Below are 18,675 nucleotides of genomic sequence, written 5' to 3'. Positions count from 1 at the left end.
ATCCATGTTAGCGGCGCAGTCGTATGTGAGCCAAAGCAGATGGATCAAACCATGTTTCATGGAGCCGGCAGCTTCTCGAGTTCGGAGCCTGTGCGCCAGCGCATTGCAGTGGTCGGCAGCGGTATTTCCGGCCTTTCGGCAGCATGGCTCCTGGCTCAGACGAACGATGTCGTTCTCTATGAAGCCGATGACCGCGTCGGCGGCCACGCCAATACCGTTGATGTCCCGGGTACCGGGCCGGTCGATACCGGCTTCATCGTTTATAACGAACAGAACTACCCCAACTTTACGGCCATGATGGCCCATTTCGGGGTAGAGAGCCGCAAGTCGCGGATGTCGTTTTCCGCTTCGCTCGATCAAGGCGGCTTCGAATATTCCGGGGAGGGACTTGGCGGCTTGCTGGCGCAGAAGCGCAACGCCTTTCGTCCGCGATTCTGGGCTCTGCTGCGGGACGTGCTGCGCTTCTACAAGGAAGCGCCAGAAGTCCTCGACCGTCCCGATCTGCAGCAGCTGACGCTTGACGAATACCTCGTCACCCAGCGCTATTCGCAGTCCTTTGTCGACGACCATCTGCTGCCGCTTGCTGCGGCGATCTGGTCCTCGACGGCCAGGGATATCCGAGCCTATCCGCTTCTCGCCTTTGTCCGGTTTTTTCAAAGCCACAACCTGTTGCAGCTTTGGGATCGTCCACAATGGCGCACGGTCAAAGGCGGCAGTCGCGCCTATGTCAGCGCGCTGCTGTCGCGTTTCGCCGGAACAGTGCGATTATCGACGCCGGTTGTCAGCGTCCAGCGCGACACACATGGCGTTACGCTGGTCGATGCCAAAGGCGGCGCCGGCCGTTTCGACCAGGTCTTGATTGCCACTCATGCCGACCAGGCGCTCCGCATGCTCGACCAACCCAGCAAGGACGAACGGGAGCTGCTCGGCGCCTTTGCTTACACGCGCAACACGGCGGTGCTCCATGCCGACGCCGGGTTCATGCCGCGGCGCCGCCGCGTCTGGAGCAGCTGGAATTATATCGCTGTCGATCATGAGCGAGGCACCCACCCCCTTTGCGTGAGCTACTGGATGAACCATTTGCATGGGCTTTCGGGACGAAATCTTTTCGTCACGCTGAACCCGCCACGGGATCCGGAGCAGGAACTGGCGCGATTCGAGTACACGCACCCCCTCTTTGACGCGACGGCGATTGCCGCGCAGCAGGACCTCTGGCGCATCCAGGGCCAGAACCGCACCTGGTTTGCCGGCGCCCATTTCGGCCGCGGCTTCCATGAGGATGGTTTGCAGTCGGGCCTTGCTGCCGCCGAAGCCATGGGATCGCTGCCGCGGCCCTGGAGCCTTGCCAATCCGTCGAGCCGCATCACCCTCGCGCCGCCGGCTGCGCAGGCAGCATGAGCGGGGGCTCTGCCATTTATGTCGGCCATGTCGTGCACCAGCGGCATCGGCCCAAAAAGCATCACCTGCGCTACCGGGTTTTCTCGGTCCTGATCGATCTGGCTGACCTGCCGCGTTTGAACGGCTTGCGCCTCTTCGGTTACAACCGTCCGGCGCTGTTCTCCATTGTCGATCGGGACCAGGCTGATGGCGGTGATCCTCGCCAATGGGTCGCCCGGCAGTTGCGCGATCACGGCCTGCCGGGGCCCGGCCGCATCCGGCTGCTCTGCTACCCGCGCATCCTGGGCTACGTCTTCAATCCGCTGACCGTCTGGTTCTGCGACGATGCGGCGGGAAGGCCGCTCGCAACGATCTATGAGGTCCACAATACCTTCGGCGAGCGTCATACCTATGTGCTGCCCGCCGAGGGGGAACAGGCTGCGGAGAAGAGCTTTTATGTCTCGCCCTTTATCGGCCCCGATTGCCGCTATGAGTTCCGCCTGAGCCAACCGGGCGAGCGCATTCTGGTGGCAATCAACGAGACACAGGACGGGGAGCCGCTGCTTTATGCGGCCTTTTCAGGCAAGGCCCAGCCCTTCACCGACCGGACCCTTATCAAGCTCTTCTTTACGCACCCGCTGATGACGCTCAAAGTCACCACCGCCATTCACTGGGAAGCGGTGCGGCTGCTGCTCAAGGGCATCAAGATCCGCCGCTACACCGATCGGGCGAGAAGAGCCTGATCTACCAGTGGAAATCAGGTCCGTTCTCGCGGGCGCCCAGGAAGAACACATCGCTCATCAGCCGCAGCGGGGCGGCATCGACATCGCTCTGGCGCGTGTCGAGGAGGTCGGCGAAGCGGTCATAGATGCCGGCATATTCGCGGTCGCCATGTTCTAGGACAACCTCGCCATTGATGCGCAGGGTCCGGCCGCCGCGTTCGAGCTTGAGCTCGTCGCCGGTGCCGGTCACCATGGTGATGGTCCAGACTTCTCCGTTTTCTTCGAGCCAGTTGAAGCCCGCAGATAGGTCAGGCTGGTGCGGCTGGCCGGATTTGAAGCGAGCCTCCACGTCGACCGGGGTCTGCCGGTTGGCCGGGAATGTCAGCTTGGCGCTTTCGACGAAAACCGGGAAGGGCATGATCTTGGTGAAGATCGAAAAGGCATTGATACCAGGGTCGCAGACGCCGAAACCGCCGGGCTCCCAGACCCAGTCCTGCCCAGGATGCCATTTGCGCACGCTTTCGCGCCAGTCGATCCGGACGGACTTGACGTTCTGATCTGCCACGATCTTCTGCGTTCGGTCGACAGCCGCATTGTACTGGCTGTGCCAGGTCTGGAACAGCACGCGGTCGAGCCGCGCGGCATGGGCGACAATGTCGTCGAGCTCGGAGATCGTGGTGGTAGGGGGCTTTTCCATCATCACGTCCTTGCCTGCGTCCAGAGCCTCGCGAACGAGGGTGTGGCGAACGCCGGGCGGGGTGCAGATGGAAACAAGGCCCACCTCCGGCATCTCGGCGTAAAGCTCGGCGGCGGTTCGGAAAACCGGCACGTCGTTATGCCCGACGCCACGGCTGGAGACCGTCGCGGCCAGCTCGAAATCGTCCGAGGCATCAATCACCGGCAGATGCTGGTCCTGCGCGATCTTGCCCACACCGATCACAGCGATTTTGCGCTTGGCCATTCCCGAACTCCCTGAATGCGCCGGGTATAGAGCAGACCGGAGCCCCCGCTGCCAAGGGAAAAGTATGATTTTAGGCAGTGGGAGCAGGCGGCGGCGGTTCCCAGAGCTCGATCGGGTTGCCTTCGGGGTCGTGGATACGGGCGAAACGCCCGGATTCCGGCGTGTCCCACTCTGCCCGTGTCTCGATCTCGATGCCGGCGCTCCGCAGTTGATCCAACAAGCCATCGAGGTCATCGACCCTGAAATCGATCATCCACTGCTTTTCGGCCGGAAAGTAGTCGGACGTCTCCTTGAATGGCGAAAAGACCGTGAAACCAGCCTGTTGTGTCCAAAATTCTTCGACGCCAAGGTGCGTAGAATACCAGTTTGCTAACAGGCTGTTATCCTTTGAGCGGAAGAACACGCCGCCAATGCCGATCGCCTTTGCCATGCCATTCCTCCGTCAGGGTTGCGGCAGCATGGCATGAAGTCTAGCGGATGAGAATGGCGCGGAAGTCGTTGACATTGGTCCCGGTCGGTCCGGTCTCGATCAGGTCGCCGATGGCAGCGAAGGCTGTATAGGCATCGTTGTTCGCAAGCGCTGCCCTGGGGTCGATGCCTGCTTCACGCATGCGCCGCGCAGAACTGCCGTCGCAAAGGGCGCCGGCATTGTTCTCCGAGCCATCGATACCGTCGGTATCCGCAGCAAGAGCGGAAATGCCTTGAGTGCCGTCGATGGCGAGCGCGAGCGCCAGCAGGAACTCCCCATTGCGGCCGCCGCGGCCTTTGCCACGCAGCGTGACCGTGGTTTCACCGCCCGAAAACAGGACGACGGGCTTTTTGAACGGCCGATTGCGCAAGAGAACTTCGCGAGCGATGGCGGCGTGCACCTGGGCAACGTCGCGGGCTTCGCCCTCGATGGCGTCGGAGAGAATGGCAGCCTCAACGCCGTGCTGGCGCGCGAAATCGGCAGCCGCGTCGAGCGACAGGGCCGCCGAGGCAATGGCTTCAACGCTGTTAAGCGCAAACAGCGGATCGGCGGGCCCGGGCGGCAGATTTTGATCACCTGCCAGCAGGGTGCGGGCGGCTTGGGGCAAGTCGAGGCGGTAAAGTTCGGCTAGGCGCCGGGCTTCGGCGCGGTCACCCCTGATCGGGATGGTCGGCCCGGATGCGACCAGGGCCGGATCGTCTCCCGGCACATCGGAGACGACAAGCGTCGCGACCCGCGCGGGGGCGGCAAGGGCGGCCAGGCGACCGCCTTTGATGGTGGAGAACTGGTTGCGGATGAGATTCATGACCCCGATCGGCGCGCCGGATGCGAGGAGGGCTCGATTGATGGCCTGCTCGTCCGCCAGCGTCAGCCCTTCGGCGGGCGACGGCAGCAGCGATGAGCCGCCTCCTGATATCAACGCGACGACGAGATCGTCCTCGGTCAGGCCGCCGACCAAGGCCTTGAGCCGCTGAGCGGCATCGAGGCCTGCCGCGTCCGGCACGGGATGCGCGGCTTCGATGATCTCGATCCTGTCGCAGTGTTCGGCATGGCCATAGCTGGTGACAACAAGACCACTGAGCTCACCGGGCCAGGCCAGCTCGAACGCCCGTGCCATCTGGGCCGAGGCCTTGCCCGCGCCGACCACGACAGTGCGCCCCCGCGGTGGCGGGGGCAGGTGCCGGGCGACCGCAAGTGAAGGCTGCGCTGCGGCGACGGCATGGCGGAACAAGGCTTCGAGCAGGGTTCTGTCCATGCGGTTCAGTTCTGGGAGTCTGGATTGCGGATAGTTGTGGGCAGAGAGCTGCAACTTGTCCAGCATAAGCGACTTGTCAAACGGTGGACACATGGCTTCTCTAGCCAACCCTCGAGAGGTCCCATGCCGCAAAGATTCGCTATCTATTACGCCCCGTCTATGTCCGACCCGCTTTGGGACCGCTCCTCCGTCTGGCTTGGCCGCGATCCGGCGACCGGCGAGTTGTTCGAGGGCACCGTTGCCGGCATCGAACGCACCCGGCTCCTGAACCTGACGCAGTCAGCCAGCCGCTATGGTTTTCACGCCACGATCAAGCCGCCTATGGCGCTCGCCGCGGGGGCCACACTTGAAGATCTGCAAGGGGCTTTGACCGAGTTTGCCAAGAATGCGCAGCCGGTCGAGCTTGGACACCTGCGCCTGGCCGACCTCGATGGCTTCCTGGCCCTGGTTCCGACCGAAGAGAACAATCCGGCGCTGCAGGACTTTGCCGCTCATGTGGTGGAAAGCTTCGAGCCTTTGCGCGCGCCTTTAAGCCCGCGCGACTTTGCGGCGCGGCTGGCCAAGGGATTGACGCCGCGGCAGGAAGAGCTGCTGGAGGCCTATGGCTACCCATACGTTTTTGACGAATTCCGCTTCCATATGACGCTGACGGACCGGCTGGGCGAGGATGATCGGGAGGACCTCAAGAGCGCGGCGCAAACCTGGTTTGGTCCGGCCCTCGAAGAGCCCGTGACGCTTGATCGTCTCGTGCTGTTTTCGGAAGGGGAAAGCGGCAATCTTTTCGTGCGGCTCGGCGAGTACAGGCTTGGCCAATGAGTGTCTTCCGCAATGCCAAGATCGTCCTTGCGGATGAAGTGATCACCGGCAGCGTCCGCGTCGAAAATGGCCGCATCACCTCTATCGACGCGGGCCAAAGCCGCGAGGGCGAGGATTTCGGTGGCGATTACTTGATCCCCGGACTTGTCGAACTGCACACCGATCATCTCGAAAACCACTATCGCCCGCGGCCGGGCGTGTTCTGGGACCCCTTGGCCGCGCTCCATGCCCATGATGCGCAGATCGCAGGCTCGGGCATCACCACGGTATTCGACGCGGTGCGAATCGGCTCCGATGTGGATCTGCCCGATATGCTGGTCCATGCGCAGGAACTGGTCCACGCGGTGCGGTCCGGCAGCGAAGCGGGCTGGCTGCGCTCGGAGCACTTTATCCACCTGCGCTGCGAATTGCCCAGCCACGACGTGGTCGCCCATTTTGATGCCTTGGCCGATCATTCCTCAACCAGGCTGGCCTCGGTCATGGACCACACGCCGGGGCAGCGCCAGTTCCGCAAGATGGCCGATTACCTGCGCTTCTATGCCCCCAAGATGGGCAAGACCGAGGCGGACATGAATGCCTATGTCGATGCGCGGCTGGCCGAGCAGGCTCAATATTCTGCCGCCAACCGGCAGGCACTGGTGGAGCGTGCACGGGCAATGGGCATCGCGATTGCCAGCCATGATGATGCGACCATCGAGCATGTGGAGCAAGCCGAGCACGACGGTGTCGCCATTGCCGAATTTCCGACGACGCTCGAGGCGGCCGCCGCAGCGCATGACGCCGGATTGGCTATCCTGATGGGTGCGCCCAATGTCGTGCGCGGCCGATCCCATTCCGGCAATGTCTCGGCCACAGACCTGATGACCGCAGGTCTCCTTAATATACTGTCGTCGGATTACGTGCCGTTTGCCCTGTTGCAGGCCGTGTTCCTGCTGCCCAGCCGGGTAGCAGGCCTTGACCTTCCCCGCGCGCTCGCTACCGTGACAAGCAATCCGGCGCGTGCCGCCGGGCTCGACGATCGCGGCGAGATCGCGGTGGAGAAGCGGGCCGATCTGGTGCGGGTGGCAGCCGATGCGCCGCTGCCGGTAGTGCGTGGCGTATGGCGGGAAGGAAAACGGGTCAGTTGAGCGACAGGCCGCCGGGAACGCTGGTTCTGGTCGTCGGCCCCTCCGGGGTCGGCAAGGACACGCTGATCAGTGGCGCCCGGGTGGCACTCGATGGCGACAAGCGCTTCAGCTTCGTGCGCCGCCTAGTCACCCGTCCGGCCGATATCGACCTTGAAGACCATGTCAGCATGGAAGCCGACGAGTTTGCTAAGGCGGCGGCAGCGGGGCGCTTTGCCCTATCCTGGCAGGCGCATGGGCTGGACTATGCCCTGCCGATCGGGGTGGACACCGACCTGGCGCTGGGCCGGGTAGTCGTTGCCAATATCTCGCGTCACGCTGTCCCGACGGCGATCGGCAAATATCCACTTTGTCGCGTGATGCAGGTTTCGGCTGAAATCTCCCTGCGTGCAGCACGCCTCGCCAAGCGCGGACGGGAAAACCACGATCAGATTGTTGCACGGCTGGCGCGAGAAGGGGCAGCGTTGCCTGCCGATATCGAGCCGATCGTCATCGATAATTCCAGCTCTGTTAGCATCGGCGTCACGGCCTTTGTAATGACCTTGCGCCGCATCGCGGAAGAGTGAACCGAAGAGGCATCGGCGCGTTGCATCCTTTCGGCAGGCGCCGTCCCAGGCGCATCAACGAAGAGGGAACTCGTTCCATGGATGCACCAAGCGACCAGCGCCATGACGCAATCGCCACCGCTTTGACCGCAGAGATCGACCGCCAGGCCCAGGCCGGCGCGAGCCGCATCGATGTCGATGCCCTGGCTCAAGCAGTGGAAGATGTGATCGCCCCCAGCCCTCCTCTGGCGGAAGGCAAACGCCCATCTGAGCTGAATTCCACCAACGACGACTAAAAAGCTGCCGGTGGTCGTCCCACCGGCTTATTCAGGCTTCGGAGGCCCGCACCGCATCGCGGACGGCCACATGCGCAAGCTCGACATTGGCAAAGCGTTGCCCATCGATGGCGAAGGCAGGAAGCTTGACGGCGAGGAAGCGATAGCCTTCGGCATCCGGCACGACGACGCCCTGCGGCTCGCCGCCGACTTCGATGACGATGGGCTTGAGCCTTTCGGCCCTGTTCAAATTGTTTTCCAACATGGGTGGATTCTCCACTTGCGCGTCGGTGTCAGAGGCGCAGTCCCAGAAGGGATACTCGCCTCGTGGCCAGCGACGCAGGGTCTATTCGATTAGTGAGACGGTGGTGTGACGGAGGTCACATTCGTTTCGATCGACAGGTCCCGTGCCAACGTTTGGCGCAATGTTTGGAGCGTACTACGGTCATACACGCAGCATGGATCGTGAAGGTGTTCGATGTCGGCATCGGCATTCCTCTCCTTGCGAGTGTTGAGCGTTTGTCGCTACGGTCACCCAGCAGCAATGACAAGATAGCGAAGCCGTTCCTGCTCCGCCAGTGCACTTCATCGCGAAATGGCGATAAAAAGCGAAAAGTCCTGCTCGACTTTGGGATGAGAATGATATTCTGACCAGATTAGTCATCTTAACTTGGGACGTACCTGGCTTGCGCAGGGCCCGCTGATCTGGTGAAGTTGTAGGCCAAACCATCCCGCGAAGGCGGGTTCGAGGGGATTAGAAGTTGTCGCAGCAAGAGGATCCGCCCGCCACGCGCGGCAAGCGGGGGGTCAAGCCGTCCGGCAAGCCTACGCTCAAAACCATTGCGCAGATGACCGGGCTTGCGGTGACCACCATCTCGCGCGCGCTCAACAACGCGCCTGAACTGGCGCAGGACACGCGCGACCGGGTGCAAAAGATCGCCGCCGAGATCGGCTACCTGCCGGATCGCGCGGCTTTGCGTCTCAAGACCGGGCGCACCAATGTCGTGTCGTTGATTCTGGAGCCGGACGAGCAAATCTATGGCTTTGGCAGCTATCTGGTCCATGGCATCACCGAAGCGCTGCGCGACACCGCCTACCACCTTGTGATCACGCCGCTGTTCCGCAATGTCTCGCCCATGGAGCCGATCCAGCATATCGTGCGCAACCGCATGGCGGATGGGGTGATCTTCTCCAAGGCCGAAACCTTTGACGAGCGCATCCGCTTCCTGCTCGACAACGATTTTCCCTTTGTCAGCCACGGTCGCAGCCAATGGCCGGAACTGCACGCTTTTGTCGACTTCGACAACGACGCCTATGCCTATGGAGCGACCAAGAGGCTGGCGGAAAAAGGCTGCAACAAGGTCTCGATCGTTCTGCCGGACAGCGCGCTGACCTATACCGAGCACCTGAAGTCGGGCATGGCACGCGCGGCGGCTGAAGCCGGCATCGCCTATGAGTTTGCCACCGACATCAACCTTGGCAGCGCCACCGACGCGATCCGAAACTATGTGACCAAGCGGGCGCGGCGGCCCAATCCGCCCGACGGCTATGTTTGTGCTTCGGAAGTGTCGGCGCTGGCAGTAATCGGCGCGCTCAACGATGCCGGGCTCTCCGTGGGCGAAAAGACCCATGTCGTGACCAAGCAGTCGACCTCGATGTTCAAGCAGTTCCAGCCAGCGGCCGAGACGGTGCACGAGGACTTTGCCGAGGCGGGACGGAACCTGGGTCGCACCTTGCTGCGGCGGATCAACGGTGAAACCGAGGACCTGCAGTATATTTCAACGCCCAAGTTCGAGTGGGCGGACTAGCCCTCGATCTCCTCGCGCAACATTTCGAGCTCAAGCCAGCGTTCTTCGGCCGCAGCCTTTTTGGCTTCGGCTGCCTCCAGCGCTTTGGACTTGGTGGCAAAGCCGTTCGGGTCCTTGCTGTAGAAGCCGGGTGCTGAAAGCGCTGCGTTCAGTGAAGCGATCTCGGCGTCGAGCTTGGCAATGTCCTTGGGCAGGGTATCGAGGGCGTGCTTGTCCTTAAAGTTCATCTTGCGCTTGGACACCGGCGCTGCCGCGGCTTGCGGCTGAGCCTTGGCCGGCTTGGCACCCTTATCAACCGTGCGCGCCAGAACGCCGGAACCGCGCTGGCTGACCATGTCGGAATAGCCGCCGGCATATTCGGTCCAGCGCCCATCGCCTTCCGCCATGATCACCGAGGTCGCAACGCGATCAAGGAAGTCACGGTCGTGGCTGACGACCACCACGGTGCCGGAATAATCGGAAACCATTTCCTCAAGCAGGTCGAGGGTTTCAAGGTCAAGGTCGTTGGTGGGCTCGTCCAGCACGAGGAAGTTCGAGGGGAGGGCGAGGGCACGCGCCAGCGCAACACGCGCGCGTTCGCCGCCGGAAAGCTTGCCGATGGGCGTATTGGCCTGTTCCGGGGTGAATAAAAAGTCCTTCATATAGCCCACGACATGCCTGGGCTCGCCATTGATCTTGAGCGTGTCGCTGCCACCGCCGGTCAGGGCATCGCGAAGGCGCGTCTCGGGATCGAGGCGGGCACGGCCCTGGTCGAGCATGGCGAGCTCGAGCGCAGCACCGCGCTTGATGGTGCCGCTATCGGGTTCGAGCAGGCCCGTCAGCATCTTGATCAGCGTGGTCTTGCCGGCGCCATTTGGCCCGACAATGCCGACGCGATCGCCGCGAAGGACGCGGGTGGAGAAATCGCGGACCACGGTGCGGGCGCCGAAGCTCTTGGAAATGTTCTCCGCTTCCGCAACCAGCGCGCCGGAAGTGCGGCCTTCGCTCACGGCCATGGTGACCGAGCCGGTGACGCGCCGCTGCTCGCGCCGGTCCTGGCGAAGGCCGGCGAGACGCTCGAGGCGTCCGACATTGCGCTTGCGGCGGGCGGTGACGCCATAGCGCAGCCAATGCTCTTCGCGCACGATCTGGCGGTCGAGCTTGTGGCGGTCCTTTTCTTCCTGCTCCAGCACCTCGTCGCGCCATTCTTCGAACGACGAGAAGCCCTTCTCGATGCGGCGGGTCAGGCCGCGGTCGAGCCAGACGGTGGAGCGGGAAAGATCGGCGAGAAAACGCCGGTCGTGGCTGATGATCACCATGGCCGAGCGCATGGAATTGAGTTCGTCCTGCAGCCACTCGATGACGGGCAGGTCGAGGTGGTTGGTCGGCTCGTCGAGCAGCAGAACGTCCGGCTGCGGCGCGAGAACGCGGGCCAGCGCGGCGCGGCGGCCTTCACCACCGGAGAGCGTCTTGGGATCTTCCTCGCCGGTGAGGCCCAGGGCGTTGAGCAGGTATTGACCGCGATAAGGATCGTCGCCGGAGTGAAGACCTTCCTCGACATAGGCCAGCGTCGTGGCGTAGCCGCTAAGATCGGGCTCCTGCGGCAGGTAACGGATGGTGGCGCTCGGTTCGGCAAAGCGCAGGCCCTTGTCGTGCTGCACCATGCCGGCAGCGATCTTGAGAAGGGTGGACTTGCCCGAACCATTGCGGCCGACCAAAGCGATACGCTGGCCGGGGGACACAATAAGCTCGGCGGATTCCAGCAACTGCGTGCCGCCGAATGTTAGCTGAATATCCTGAAGCGAAAGAAGCGGTGGCGCGGCCATTGGTGATCCGGAAAAAGTCGGCCCGGATAGAGCATAGGGGCGACGTGATATCAATGCGGGGGAAAGCAAAGGCCGGTCAGGACGTTGAGGATCCTAACCGGCCCGGGGAGACGGTAGCAGCAAGCCTCCGTCACATTTGGCACTCGGACCCACAGGCCCCAAGGGGTCGCAGCGCCATGGCAACCATCAATCATCTTTAAAGATGATTGTCAAAATCATATTTGCAACGAAGCTTTATTCGGCGGGGATCAGGTTGACGATATCGCCCGCCTCATTGGCGTTGACCGCCTCGGTGGTGCTGAGACCGAGCCGTTCGCGGATCGAGCGTTTCTTGCTTGCGAGGTCGGCGATCGTGTGCCGGCTCAAGACTTCAAAGAACGCCCCCAGCGCCTCGCGCAGCGCGCCATTGAGATCGCATTCCCCGATCAGCGGACAATCGGCACCTTCTTCGAAACACTCCGCCAGGGCGAAGTTTTCTTCGGTGAGGCGGATGGTGTCGAGTAGCGTGATCTGGTCTGCAGGCTTGCCGAGCTTAATGCCGCCATGACGCCCGCGTACGGTCTGCAGCAGTCCGGTTTCGACCAGTGGCTTGATCAGCTTGAACAGGAAAAGTTCGGAAATGCCATAAGCCCGGGCAACCTCGGCGACGCGGCTCAGGCCCGGCTCGTTGACCGCGCAATAAACCAGGGTGCGAATGGCGTAATTGGATTGGCGGGTCAGTCGCAAGAGCAGGATTTCCTTATGCGCGGAACAGCGGATGGCAAGATCCGAGTCACCTCATATGATTGCCGTAACTTATAACCATTCTAAAATAAGTCAACAATCATGAAGAGCGCGATCAGGTTTTCTCGCTCTGGACAGGTATTTAGTTTCGGATTACGAACTTAAAAGGAGGTGGTGCCTTGGACAAGACTGTTACCCGCGCCGCGCTTGGCGAGCAGGCCGCTGCAAAGGCCGGCATTGCCCGCTCCGACGCAGCTGAAATCTGCCAACGCATGTTCGATCTGGTCGGCGAAGCGCTGATGGAAGGCGAAAGCGTCAAACTCACCGGCTTTGGTTCCTTGCAGGTGCGCGAGCGTGCCGAGCGGGTCGGCCGCAATCCCCGCACCGGCGAAGAGCACCGCATCATCCCGCATCGCACCGTTGTGCTGATCCCGAGCGCCAAGCTGCGCAAGGGCCTCGAAAATCTCGCCGCGATCAAGAACGCCTAGAAGTAGCGCCGGAACATCGGCAGTTCGGCCGCGCCGATTGCCGGCGCGAGCTTTCCATGAACGCCACACACAACGCGTGGCGGATTAAACCCGCGGACTGGAAGCGCCGCGAGCTCCGCCACGAGCCGTTCGGCCAACCGTTTCGTGATCTCAGCTCCCAGAACTGTATCGATGACCAGGAGCGGGGACTCGACGACGGTCATGGCGTTGAAGGCGACACGGGCGAGGGTCCGGGCGCTTTGATCGATCCACGCCGTGACGAGGTCACCATCTTCCTCTGCATGAGCTTCTGTCCGCTTTTGCTCCAGCGCCCAGGCCGAAGCCATGAAATGGGCTTCGCGCGGGCCAGAGCCATCGAACTGCACCAGCATGGATCCCAGATTTGCGCCATTGCCGGTGGGGCCTTCCCAGAGGGCGCCATCACCGACAATGCCGGCAGCGACGTAGCGGGAGACCAGGAAATAGAGCACATTGGCCGGACGCGGGCGTTCCAGGGCGATCAGTTCTGCCCAGCAAGCTGCATTGCCGTCGTTGAGGATCGTGACCTCAAGTCCGGTCGCATCGTGCAGCAGCGCCACCGGATCGGCACCGCGCCACAGTACCTCCTGCTCGGGGGGCGCTCCAACAAGTTCAAGGTTTTCCGCCAAACGCCCCGGCATCGCCAAGCCAAGATCCAGCAGGCGCTCCCGTTCGGCGGGGGAAAGCACGCTTGTGAGTTCGGACACGATCTCGGCGATACGGGTAAAAATCGTGCTTGCGTCGGGGAATAGGTATTCGATCCGCTGGTGGCGCAGGACGTTTGCGTGCATGTCGATCAGCACCGCATCAAGATGGGTCCAGCTCAACTCGACGCCGATACCGAAGGCACCGCTTGCCCTGAGCTGGATCGGCGTCGCCGGCTGGCCGCGACGGCCACGCAACACTTCACCACGTTCGATCAGGCCGGACTGCTCGAGATCGACAAGGATGGCCGAGACGGTCTGCGGCGCGAGGCCCGAAAGGCGTGAAATCTCGGCGTTCGAGACACCTGTATTGAAGCCAATCACCGTGAGCACGGCCTTTTCGTTGGCTCGCCGCAAGCCTTGATGCCGTACCCCGCGACCGCCCGTGTCGAAGATATCGCGTGTTGGTTCGTTGGATGCCGTCATGGGAGGGCAACCAAGACGCTCTTCCGGGCTGCCGACGCAGTCAGGACAGGGTTGAACACGGGATTGGCTTTTCTGATTCGGACGGACGCTGGCGCCATCTTGGCAAGACTCCGAAGTCTCGCCAAGCCTGCGCGTAAGGCTGCCGTAAGCTAAACTATGCTCCGGCGTCGGTCAGGAGGCGATTTGCCTCGTCGCTAAGCTCAAGTCGGACGCCGCGGCCGAGGCTCTTGACCTGATCGACCGAGGTAGCGGAAGCGATCGGGGCGCTGACGCCCTCTTGCGCCACAAGCCAGGCAAGGGCCACTTCGGCCGGGCTCGCATCAAGTTCGCCGGCGACCTGGTCGAGGGCAACAAGAATCTTGTGGCCCTTTTCGTCCAGATACTGCTTGGCCCCTCCGCCGCGTGGCGACTGGCCGAAATCGGCCTCACTTCGATACTTGCCGGTGAGGAAGCCGGAAGCGAGGCTGTAGTAAACGATGGCGCCAACTTCGTTGGTGACGAGGTAGTTGCGCAAGGCCTCGAACTCGGCGCGATCATAAAGATTGTAGCGCGGCTGGACCACTTCATAGCGCTGCAGTGACTTGATGATTGCGGTCTGCTGCGCTTCTTTCAGCATTTCGGTTGTGTAGTTGGAGGCGCCGATAGTGCGCACCTTGCCTGCCCGCATCAGCACGTCATAGGCCTCGAGCGTTTCCTCGTGGCTGGCTTCGGCGTCGGGCCAGTGGCTGAAATAAAGATCAATGTAGTCGGTCTGGAGGCGCTTCAAAGATGCTTCGACGCTTTCCTTGATTGCGTCGGCCTTGAGCCCGCCCGGGTGCTTGGCCGAATTGACCTTGGTAAAGATATGGACCTTGTCGCGGTTGCCGCGTTCCTTGAGCCACTTGCCGATGATCGTCTCGCTCATGCCCGGCGGATTGCCCGGCACCCAGTTGGGATAGCCCTCGGCCGTGTCGATGGCGGTAAAACCTTCGGCGACATAGGCATCGAGGATGTCGAAGCCTTTCTTTTCGTCGACGGTCCAGCCGAAGACGTTGCCGCCCAGAACAAGCGGTTCGATGACGAGTTCACTGCGTCCCAGCGGGCGACGGTTCATGGCGTTTCTCCATTTCATTGTCTGGATCAACGTCTGGCGCGGTGTTTTGTTCGCTCGGCGGCACGCGCGGCGCACACCAATAAAGTGCCTCGGCCACGGACTGGAACGAGCCGCCGAGATCGATATAGCGGAACGGCGCATGCGTGTCGTCGGCATGCTGGAGGTAGATGAAGGTGCCGTGGCGGATGCGATCAAGCAGCACGCCTTCGGGATCCGCGAGGCGGGCGCCATAGGGCGAGGCGTCGGTGGAGGTTTTAAAAACCTTGTCTTCGCGATCCAGCGTCATGGTCCAGCGGCCTGTGTCGCCACCTAGGCGCGTCGTATAGACATGGACGCCCACAGAGTAATCGTCCTCACAGCGCACCGCGAGGCACGCAAAGTCGGTATCAGAGGAGTCGCGGGCACAGCCAAGGCTCGCGCGGTCGCCCTCGCCGGGGAGGGGCGAAACGTGCCAGCCCGGCTCGATGGCGAGCGCCGGGCTGGCGAGAAGGCAAAGGATGAGTGGGGCAAGCGCGCGCTTCATGGGCACATGCTGAGCGTGCCGCGAGCGAAACGTCAATCCACCAGGAAATAGGTGATGGTCGAGACCACGCGCACTTTCTTGTCGATCTGCTTTTCGGGCCGGTCATTAGGGATTTCAACGGCGGGCAGCACTTCGAAGACGCCCTGGTTGGCGGTCTGAATGTCGCCCACGGCAGCGCCGGATTCGCTGGCGAACTGCTCTGCCGTTTCCTTGGCGCGCTGCGTCGCTTCGGTCAGCATTTCGCTCTTGAGATCGTTGATGCCGGTGAAGACGAAGCTGGCGCCAGCGCTATAGGCGTCGGAGGAGAATACTACGCCCTGCCGTAACAGATCGGCGACGGAACGGCTGGCATCTGCCAGATCAGTGACGCGATCGGTGGTGACCAGCATGTCTTCGGTCAGGACGAACCGGTACTCGTCCGGCGTCGAGCCGGCATTGTAGCCAGCGGCGCGATCTTCCACCAAGACGTTCTGGACCTGGATTTCGTCTTCGGCGAAGTTGCGCTCGGTAAGGAACGAGCGAACCGAGCGTTCGGACGCTTCGAGTGCAGCACGCGCCGCTTCCAGCGTTGCGCCGGTGGCGACGAAGCGGATGGGCCAGAAGCCGAGATCGGCTTGGACCGAACGCTCGGACAGGCCTTTGACGGTGACGGTCCGCAGCGGCTGGCGCGACTCCACCAGCGACGTGCCGACGAACCAACCGGCCAGGGCAATGCCCACGGCGACGCAAAGCGCTGCAACAACGCCGACAAATTTCATGATAAACCCCCAATGAGCCCCAAGGGCACTCCGCGCCGTGATTAGGGCGCCACCATGGCATAGGAGCATGCGGCTGAATGGCGAATGAACAGCGACGGTTCGGGATCGGCGTGGTCGGTGCCGGCATGGCGGCAAAGCCCCATGCGCTGGCGTTGAATGCGCTGCGGGACAGCATCGACGTGCGCGGCGTCTGGAGGCGGAACCAGGAGGCTCTGCGTGCCTTTTGTTCGGAGTATGATTTTCCAGCCGCCGAAAGTTACGAAGCGCTGCTGGCCGATCCAGCCCTTGATGCGGTGCTGATCCTGACGACACCCAATGCCCGCGAAGACCTAGTGGCAAAGGCGGCAGAAGCCGGCAAGCATGTGCTTATGGAAAAGCCGGTGGAGCGCACCATGGACGCCGCTATCCGCATCGTTGAGACCTGCGAGCGGGCCGGGGTGACGCTGGGCATCATCTTCCAGCATCGCTTTCGTGCGGCCTCGATAGCACTGACCGAAAAGGTGGCGAACGGCGCCCTTGGCGCTCTGCAGACCGCGCATCTGGTCGTGCCCTGGTGGCGGCCGCAAAGCTATTACGACCAGCCTGGCCGCGGCACCTTTGCCCAGGATGGCGGCGGGGTGCTGCTCACCCAGGCCATCCATTCGCTCGACCTGATGCTGAGCCTCACCGGTCCGGTCCAGGCCGTGACGGCGCTCGCGGCCACGACGGGCCTGCACCAGATGGAAACCGAAGACTTCATCGCCGGCGGGCTGGACTTTGCCAATGGCGCGGTGGGTGGGCTGATGGCCACCACGGCGAACTTTCCGGGTAGCCCGGAAAGTCTGACGCTTAACTTCGCCAAGGCTGGCGCCGTGCTGACTGGCGGCAATCTGACGCTGCACTGGCACGACGGCCGCACCGAAACCGTCGGCGAAAAAAGCAGCTCCGGCGGCGGTGCCGACCCGATGGCATTCCCCTTCAACTGGCACATGGCGCAGATCGCCGACTTTGCCGAAGCCGTGACGGCTGGGCGGGAGCCGGTGTCTACCGGACGGACAGCGCTCGAGGTTCACCGGCTGATCGATGCGCTGATCCGGTCCGCCCGCGAGGGTCGGCGGGTCGACGTCTAGCCCGCCGCCATAGCCTTCTTCCGCGCGATGCGGGCGCGGATGTGCTCGACATCGGCCTGCGGCGTCGCAGCGAAAAGGGTGCGGGTATATTCGTGCTCGGGCGCAGCGAACACGGCCTCGCGGCTGCGATGCTCGACCACGTCGCCAAAGTACATGACCATAACTTCATCGGCGATGTAGCGCACGACGGAAAGGTCGTGGCTGATAAAGACATAGGTCAGGCCGAACTCGTCCTGCAGGTCCTTCAGGAGATTGAGGATCTGCGCCTGCACCGAAAGGTCGAGGGCGGAAACCGGCTCGTCCAGCACAAGGAAGCTGGGGTTGAGCATCAGTGCACGGGCAATGGCGATGCGCTGGCGTTGGCCGCCCGAGAACATATGCGGATAGCGATTGAAATGCTCGGGCTGGAGGCCGACCTTGGTCAACATGGCCATGGCCTTGTCGCGCCGGTCGGCAGCGGAAAGGTCGGTGTTGAGAGCCAAGGGCTCGGCCAGGACGTCACCGATCTTCTGGCGCGGATTGAGCGAGCCATAAGGGTTCTGGAAAACGATCTGCACCTTCTGGCGCAGTTCCTTGGTGACGTGTGCAGCGCTTGCGGGAATGCCATCGATCAGGATTTCGCCCGCGGTCGGCTCGTCGATCAGGGTGATCATGCGCGCCAGCGTGGACTTGCCGCAGCCGGACTCCCCGACGACGGCGAGCGTGCGTCCCTTTTCAAGGGTGAAGCTCACGCCCTTGACGGCATGGACGACCTTTGCCGGGCGCAGGAAGCCACCGGACGATACGTAATCGCGCTTGAGATTGCGGACTTCTAGAACGGGCGTGCTCATCAGCGAACTCCCGGCGCTGCTTCGAACAGCATGTCGGAGACGGTCGGAAGACGATCGCCAACCGCGTTTTCCGGCAGGGCAGAAAGCAGGGCGCGCGTGTAATTGGATTTGGGGTTCTCGAACAAGGAAAGAACGTCTGCCTCCTCCATCTTGTGACCCTTGTACTGGACGATGACGCGATCGGCCGTCTCGGCGACCACGCCCATGTCGTGGGTGATCATGATCAGCGCCATGCCGGTCTCGACCTGGAGGCGGACCAGGAGATCGAGGATCTGCTTCTGGATGGTGACGTCGAGCGCCGTGGTCGGCTCGTCGGCAATAAGTAGTTTCGGATTGCAGGAAATGGCCATGGCGATCATGACACGCTGGCATTGGCCGCCGGACATCTGGTGCGGATAGGCGCCGAGCTTGTCGGCCGCATCGCGAATGCCAACCAGTTGCAAAAGCTCGATCGAGCGGTCGCGCGCTACCCGGCCGGTGAGGCCAAGATGCTTGCCCAGCACTTCGCTGAGCTGGAAGCCGACGGTAAAGCACGGATTAAGGCTTGCTACGGGTTCCTGAAAGATCATGGCAATGTCCTTGCCGATGATCTTGCGTTTTTCCGCAGCCGACATGCCGAGGAGATCACGGCCTTCAAAGGTTATGCGATCGGCGGTGACGGTGGCGGTTGAGGGGAGGAGACCCATCGTCGCGAGCATGGCGACGGATTTGCCCGAGCCGCTTTCGCCAACGATGGCCAGCACTTCGCGGGGATCGACCGAAATGTCGATGCCATCGACGGCCTTGAAGAGGCCCGCCGAAGTATCGAAGCCGACGGTGAGGTTCTTGATGTCGAGAAGGGGCATG

Annotated in this window: 21 protein-coding genes; 9 read left to right on the top strand and 12 right to left on the bottom strand. The window is 62.4% G+C overall.

Annotated elements, in window-relative coordinates; genetic code table 11:
* Positions 1-51: 51 nt before the first annotated feature.
* Entirely contained in the window at positions 52-1,398 is a 1,347-nt protein-coding gene (locus tag JI748_RS13600) for an NAD(P)/FAD-dependent oxidoreductase (RefSeq protein WP_201631659.1), read from the top strand.
* The gene (locus JI748_RS13595) at positions 1,395-2,120 is read left to right on the top strand and encodes a DUF1365 domain-containing protein (protein WP_201631657.1); all 726 of its coding nucleotides are present in this window, start codon (positions 1,395-1,397) and stop codon (positions 2,118-2,120) included. Before JI748_RS13600 ends, JI748_RS13595 begins: the two co-directional genes overlap by 4 nt.
* A gap of 1 nt (position 2,121) precedes the next feature.
* On the opposite strand, the gene JI748_RS13590 is transcribed toward JI748_RS13595, so the two are convergent.
* The 3 genes from JI748_RS13590 to JI748_RS13580 form a co-directional block, all read right to left on the bottom strand.
* Complete coding sequence (locus tag JI748_RS13590; RefSeq protein ID WP_201631654.1) at positions 2,122-3,060, bottom strand: Gfo/Idh/MocA family protein; 939 nt, start codon at positions 3,058-3,060, stop codon at positions 2,122-2,124.
* A gap of 70 nt (positions 3,061-3,130) precedes the next feature.
* Entirely contained in the window at positions 3,131-3,490 is a 360-nt protein-coding gene (locus JI748_RS13585) for a VOC family protein (RefSeq protein WP_201631651.1), read from the bottom strand.
* 40 nt (positions 3,491-3,530) lie between these two features.
* Complete coding sequence (locus JI748_RS13580; RefSeq protein WP_201631649.1) at positions 3,531-4,784, bottom strand: glycerate kinase type-2 family protein; 1,254 nt, start codon at positions 4,782-4,784, stop codon at positions 3,531-3,533.
* A 123-nt stretch (positions 4,785-4,907) separates the two neighbouring features.
* Between JI748_RS13580 and JI748_RS13575 the strand changes: the two genes are divergently transcribed.
* The 4 genes from JI748_RS13575 (at position 4,908) to JI748_RS13560 (ending at position 7,565) form a co-directional block, all read left to right on the top strand.
* Positions 4,908-5,600, top strand: coding sequence for a DUF1045 domain-containing protein (locus tag JI748_RS13575; protein ID WP_201631646.1), 693 nt, complete (start codon positions 4,908-4,910; stop codon positions 5,598-5,600).
* Positions 5,597-6,727, top strand: coding sequence for an alpha-D-ribose 1-methylphosphonate 5-triphosphate diphosphatase (locus JI748_RS13570; protein WP_201631643.1), 1,131 nt, complete (start codon positions 5,597-5,599; stop codon positions 6,725-6,727). The genes JI748_RS13575 and JI748_RS13570 overlap by 4 nt, the downstream gene beginning before the upstream one ends.
* Positions 6,724-7,290 (top strand): phosphonate metabolism protein/1,5-bisphosphokinase (PRPP-forming) PhnN, encoded by a 567-nt coding sequence (gene phnN / locus JI748_RS13565; protein WP_201631640.1) that lies wholly within the window; start codon positions 6,724-6,726, stop codon positions 7,288-7,290. The genes JI748_RS13570 and phnN overlap by 4 nt, the downstream gene beginning before the upstream one ends.
* Positions 7,291-7,367: 77 nt before the next feature.
* The gene (locus JI748_RS13560) at positions 7,368-7,565 is read left to right on the top strand and encodes a hypothetical protein (RefSeq protein WP_201631626.1); all 198 of its coding nucleotides are present in this window, start codon (positions 7,368-7,370) and stop codon (positions 7,563-7,565) included.
* Positions 7,566-7,596: 31 nt separating this feature from the next.
* Here JI748_RS13560 and JI748_RS13555 read toward each other — a convergent pair whose 3' ends face one another.
* Positions 7,597-7,809: a hypothetical protein gene (locus JI748_RS13555; RefSeq protein WP_201631623.1), complete on the bottom strand. Its 213-nt coding sequence runs from the start codon at positions 7,807-7,809 to the stop codon at positions 7,597-7,599.
* Positions 7,810-8,305: 496 nt separating this feature from the next.
* Between JI748_RS13555 and JI748_RS13550 the strand changes: the two genes are divergently transcribed.
* Positions 8,306-9,352, top strand: a complete 1,047-nt coding sequence (locus JI748_RS13550; protein WP_233280527.1) for a LacI family transcriptional regulator — start codon at positions 8,306-8,308, stop codon at positions 9,350-9,352.
* Here JI748_RS13550 and JI748_RS13545 read toward each other — a convergent pair.
* Together JI748_RS13545 and rirA are read right to left on the bottom strand one after the other, a co-directional pair.
* The gene (locus tag JI748_RS13545; RefSeq protein WP_201631620.1) at positions 9,349-11,157 is read right to left on the bottom strand and encodes an ABC-F family ATP-binding cassette domain-containing protein; all 1,809 of its coding nucleotides are present in this window, start codon (positions 11,155-11,157) and stop codon (positions 9,349-9,351) included. The genes JI748_RS13550 and JI748_RS13545 overlap by 4 nt on opposite strands.
* A 234-nt stretch (positions 11,158-11,391) precedes the next feature.
* On the bottom strand, positions 11,392-11,883 hold the full coding sequence (gene rirA / locus JI748_RS13540; RefSeq protein WP_201631604.1) for an iron-responsive transcriptional regulator RirA: 492 nt from the start codon (positions 11,881-11,883) through the stop codon (positions 11,392-11,394).
* Positions 11,884-12,059: 176 nt separating this feature from the next.
* On the opposite strand from rirA, the gene JI748_RS13535 reads away from it, so the two are divergent.
* Positions 12,060-12,368: an HU family DNA-binding protein gene (locus JI748_RS13535; RefSeq protein WP_201631586.1), complete on the top strand. Its 309-nt coding sequence runs from the start codon at positions 12,060-12,062 to the stop codon at positions 12,366-12,368.
* Here the strand turns inward: JI748_RS13535 and JI748_RS13530 are convergent.
* The 4 genes from JI748_RS13530 to JI748_RS13515 all read right to left on the bottom strand — a co-directional run bounded on the left by JI748_RS13530 (position 12,365) and on the right by JI748_RS13515 (position 15,890).
* Entirely contained in the window at positions 12,365-13,516 is a 1,152-nt protein-coding gene (locus tag JI748_RS13530) for an ROK family transcriptional regulator (protein ID WP_201631583.1), read from the bottom strand. The two genes, JI748_RS13535 and JI748_RS13530, sit on opposite strands and share 4 nt — an antisense overlap.
* Before the next feature lie 154 nt (positions 13,517-13,670).
* The gene (locus JI748_RS13525; protein WP_201631580.1) at positions 13,671-14,609 is read right to left on the bottom strand and encodes an aldo/keto reductase; all 939 of its coding nucleotides are present in this window, start codon (positions 14,607-14,609) and stop codon (positions 13,671-13,673) included.
* Positions 14,581-15,132 carry a hypothetical protein gene (locus tag JI748_RS13520; RefSeq protein ID WP_201631577.1) on the bottom strand — a complete coding sequence of 184 codons (552 nt, stop codon included), beginning with the start codon at positions 15,130-15,132 and terminating at the stop codon, positions 14,581-14,583. Before JI748_RS13520 ends, JI748_RS13525 begins: the two co-directional genes overlap by 29 nt.
* A 32-nt stretch (positions 15,133-15,164) precedes the next feature.
* Positions 15,165-15,890: an SIMPL domain-containing protein gene (locus JI748_RS13515; protein WP_201631574.1), complete on the bottom strand. Its 726-nt coding sequence runs from the start codon at positions 15,888-15,890 to the stop codon at positions 15,165-15,167.
* A 77-nt stretch (positions 15,891-15,967) separates the two neighbouring features.
* Here JI748_RS13515 and JI748_RS13510 point away from each other — a divergent pair, with 77 nt between their 5' ends.
* Positions 15,968-16,999, top strand: coding sequence for a Gfo/Idh/MocA family protein (locus tag JI748_RS13510; RefSeq protein WP_201631571.1), 1,032 nt, complete (start codon positions 15,968-15,970; stop codon positions 16,997-16,999).
* Here the strand turns inward: JI748_RS13510 and JI748_RS13505 are convergent.
* Positions 16,996-17,829: a dipeptide ABC transporter ATP-binding protein gene (locus JI748_RS13505; protein WP_201631568.1), complete on the bottom strand. Its 834-nt coding sequence runs from the start codon at positions 17,827-17,829 to the stop codon at positions 16,996-16,998. The two genes, JI748_RS13510 and JI748_RS13505, sit on opposite strands and share 4 nt — an antisense overlap.
* Positions 17,829-18,674, bottom strand: coding sequence for an ABC transporter ATP-binding protein (locus JI748_RS13500; RefSeq protein ID WP_201631565.1), 846 nt, complete (start codon positions 18,672-18,674; stop codon positions 17,829-17,831). The genes JI748_RS13505 and JI748_RS13500 overlap by 1 nt, the downstream gene beginning before the upstream one ends.
* Between the last annotated feature and the right edge of the window lies 1 nt (position 18,675).

Origin of the sequence: Devosia rhizoryzae (genome assembly GCF_016698665.1) — a bacterium.
Lineage (GTDB): Bacteria > Pseudomonadota > Alphaproteobacteria > Rhizobiales > Devosiaceae > Devosia > Devosia rhizoryzae.
The sequence above is the reverse complement of the archived record's forward strand: the minus strand, read 5'-3'. Positions and strand labels throughout refer to the sequence as shown.